Annotated in this window: 3 protein-coding genes; all 3 read right to left on the reverse strand. The window is 36.6% G+C overall.

The genetic code is table 11. The features are described from left to right. Positions 1-138: 138 nt before the first annotated feature. Entirely contained in the window at positions 139-1,158 is a 1,020-nt protein-coding gene (mglC, locus tag ACR0QS_RS11800; protein WP_432633649.1) for a galactose/methyl galactoside ABC transporter permease MglC, read from the reverse strand. A gap of 71 nt (positions 1,159-1,229) precedes the next feature. Then, positions 1,230-2,735 carry a galactose/methyl galactoside ABC transporter ATP-binding protein MglA gene (gene mglA, locus ACR0QS_RS11805; RefSeq protein ID WP_432633650.1) on the reverse strand — a complete coding sequence of 502 codons (1,506 nt, stop codon included), beginning with the start codon at positions 2,733-2,735 and terminating at the stop codon, positions 1,230-1,232. 96 nt (positions 2,736-2,831) lie between these two features. Continuing rightward, the gene (locus tag ACR0QS_RS11810) at positions 2,832-3,878 is read right to left on the reverse strand and encodes a galactose ABC transporter substrate-binding protein (RefSeq protein ID WP_432633651.1); all 1,047 of its coding nucleotides are present in this window, start codon (positions 3,876-3,878) and stop codon (positions 2,832-2,834) included. Between the last annotated feature and the right edge of the window lie 23 nt (positions 3,879-3,901).

A 3,901-nucleotide genomic window follows, 5' to 3' on the forward strand; every position in this document is an offset into this window, starting at 1 on the left:
AAATCTATATATCAATTCCGCAATAACGAATATAAGAAAAATCAAACCTAAAAACAGCCAAGATTTTATAGTTCTTCTTCTGGTTTCTCTTTTATTAAATTCTCTATTAAAAGGGTCGTTATCCGCAGTCATAAATAATCAAACCTTTTTCAAATATTTTTGAGTGTCAACCGCAACCGCAGCTATTATTATCGCTCCTTTGATTATATATTGCATGTAAGGAGAGATGCCGACAAAAGACATGCCGTAGTTTATAACCTGAAATATTAAAACGCCCGAAACTATTCCCAAAATAGAACCGATACCGCCCGAAAAAGAAACTCCTCCGACAACGCAAGCTGCTATAGCGTCAAGTTCGTAGCCGTTTCCCAAATTGTTTGTAGCCGAACCGACACGCGCAACTTCCAAAGAACCAGCTATGCCGTATAAAGCGCCCGCCATAGTATAGACAATCATTAAAGTTAAAGGAATATTTACGCCCGAAACGGCAGCCGCTTCTGGATTTCCTCCAACGGCAAAAATATTTTTTCCAAGTTTTGTTTTATTCCATATAACCCACATTATAAAAGTTATTATGACGGCAAATATTATCAAATATGAAATCGTCCAACTTCCGATTTTTATTCCGCCTTGAGCCAAATTCGTAAATCTCGGGTCGAGTCCGCCGATTGGCTGCGCTCCGTAAGGAGGTCGGTCAAAATAAGTGCTTGTCACGCCGTAAAGAATGAGCTGCATTCCCAAAGTGGCGATAAAAGGCGTCACATACAATTTTGAAATTATTATTCCGTTTATTAGCCCGAAAACCATAAGTATAATCATAACCAAAAGTATTGGAAGTATAACGGGAAGCAACGGCAAATTAGGATACATTCTTGTCGGATTATCGAGCGACTGAAGTAAAGACGCGCTCACAACTGCCGCAAGTCCAACCGCCCTGCCCGCTCCGAGGTCGTTTCCTTGAGTTACGAGCAAAGTTCCTATTCCTACCGCGATAATCATACGAGTCGAGGCTTGAGCGAATATATTTAAGAAATTGCTTAACCTGAAAAAAGAAGGTTCTTTGATTATAATACCGATTAGTATTATAAGAAGAGCCGCAAATATCGCGTTATTCAATATAAAAGTTTTGATTGTTTTAAGATTAGATTTTTCCGACATAATATTTTCCTTAATCGTTTTATTTTTTGTTTTTTTATTTTTAATTATTTATTTAAATTATAAAATTTAAATCATAAATATTTAGCGGATAGAGACATTATCTCTTCCTGATTAGTCTCTTTCGTTTCCACTATACCAGCAACTTTTCCGTTACTCATAACCATTATTCTATCGGTTATACCCAATAATTCTGGCATTTCCGAGCTAACCATAATAATAGTTTTTCCTTCCGTAGCCAAATCTATAATCAATTTATAAATATCGTATTTTGCGCCGACATCGATTCCGCGCGTAGGTTCGTCAAGCATCAAAATATCTGGCGCGCTTAAAAGCCATCTTCCAAGAATAACTTTCTGCTGATTTCCTCCCGATAACGACTGTATCATAGTTTTTTCCGAAGGAGTTTTTACCTGCATGCTGTCGATTACCCACATAGTATCTTCATGCATTTTTCTATTATTCAAAAATCCGAAATTGCCTTTATAATTGTCGATATTCGCTATTATAGAATTAAAATTAATCGAAAGCATGGCAAATATTCCCGTCTGTCTTCTCTCTTCCGTAACAAGCGCAAAACCATGCTTTATCGCTTTTCTCGTGGTATTATTTTTTATCGTCATATCTCTTTTGACTATCTGCCCGCTCGATAATGTTCGCATACCGAAAATGCTTTCAAGTATTTCCGTTCTTTTAGCTCCGACTAATCCAGCGATTCCGAATATTTCGCCCTTTCGCACATTAAAATTGACATCGGTTAATGAAGGCTGATAATACGCTGTAAAATTTTTAATCTCTAAAATATTTTCCGATGGAGTATTCGTTTTTGGAGGAAATCTATTCGTTAAATCTCGCCCAACCATTTGTTTAATTATAATATCTGTAGTTAAATCTTTTGACGGAGTAGTTGCCACATATTTTCCGTCTCGCATTATCGTCACTTCGTCCGATATTTGAAGTATCTCTTCCATTTTATGAGAGATATAAATCATTCCAACGCCTCTGCTTTGAAGTTTTCTTATAATTTTGAATAATTTTGCAACTTCTTTTTCGGTAAGCGAACTTGTCGGTTCGTCAAGCACCAATATTTTAGAATTGTAAGAAACCGCTTTTGCTATTTCAACCATTTGCATTTCGGATACGGACAAAGTATTTACTTTAGTTTTAGGATTCAACGGAATTTCCAAATCGTCAAAAATTTCTTTAGTGGCATCGAACATCTTTTTTTCGTCAACCATAAATAATTTAGTCGGATATTTTCCAAGCCAGATATTATCGGCAATACTTCTCTGTCTCACTTGATTTAATTCCTGATGCACCATAGCCACGCCGTTATTTAAAGCCTGTTTCGGAGATGTAAAATTAACTTCTTTTCCGTCTAAAAATATCTCTCCGCTGTCTTTATGATAAATTCCAAATAAACATTTCATTAAAGTCGATTTTCCCGCTCCGTTTTCTCCCATAAGCGCCACAACTTCGCCCTCTTTTACGGTTAATTGAGCGTTATCCAAAGCCTTAACGCCGGGAAACTGTTTGGAAATATTTTTCATTTCAAGAATGACTTTTTTATCATCGCTCATAAATTATTTTCCTTCTAATATACTAATATTTAAATCTTATAAAATATAAAAAATGGGGATATTAAAAAATTTAATACCCCCAAAAGTTATGAGAATTTATTTATAAGTATTTTCTGCCACTTCTATATTGTCTATAGTTATAGGAACATAAGGAACTCTAACCGCTTTAACTTCGTCCAATGTCCATTCCGTGCCTTCCAAAGGTTCTTTTCCAGCCGAAACATTTAAAGACAAATCTACAACGGCTTTTGCCTGATTTAATGCATCGTTAAGAACAGTTCCTACAACCGAGCCTTTTTTGATTTCGTTTAACATATCGGGAATAGCGTCAACTCCAACTATTGGAATAAATTTATTATTGTCGCCTTGATTATAACCTAAAGCCTGAATGGATTGCAAAGCGCCCAAAGCCATAGCGTCATTATTTGAGAATATGAATTCTATTCTGTCGCCATGTTTTTGCATCCAAGCGTCAATTATATCTTTCGCTCTCGCCGTATCCCAATTCGCGTTTTGTTCTTCCAATCTTTGAACTTGAATTCCGTTTTCGGTTATATATTTCGTTACATGCGAAGTTCTAGCTTCCGCATCGGGGTGACCTGGTTCGCCTTTTATCAAAACATATTGTATAACGCCGTCTCCGTTTTTGTCCCAAGAAGGATTAGCTCTCCAAGTATTTACGACAACCTGCCCTTGCATATCTCCCGATTCTTCGCTTTTAGTTCCCACATACCAAGTTTTATCATAACTGCTCATAGCTTGCGGGCTTGCTTCTTTATTGAAAAATATTACAGGCATATCTTTCGCTTTCGCTTTATCGATTATCGTTTGAGCCGCTTGAGGGTCTACCAAATTAATCGCCAAAGCTTTAACTTCTTTGTTTAGCATAACATCCACTTGGTCGTTCTGCTGAGCCTGATTGTTTTGGGAATCGTTCATTATTAAATTGGCTTTTCCCGAAGTAAAACTTTCAATATTCCTTCTAACGAAAGACATAAAATTGTCATCGTATCGGTATATTGTAACTCCGATAGTCGGCGCGTCCGCACTAACGGTAGTTCCGCTATTGTCTCCGCATGACATTAACATAACGGAGGATATTATAAGCGCTGCGCTTATAATAAAGATTGAAGATTTTCTCATGATTTTTTCTCCTTGAAAATAAA

Source organism: Brachyspira sp., assembly GCF_050873525.1.
Classification (GTDB): Bacteria; Spirochaetota; Brachyspiria; order Brachyspirales; family Brachyspiraceae; genus Brachyspira.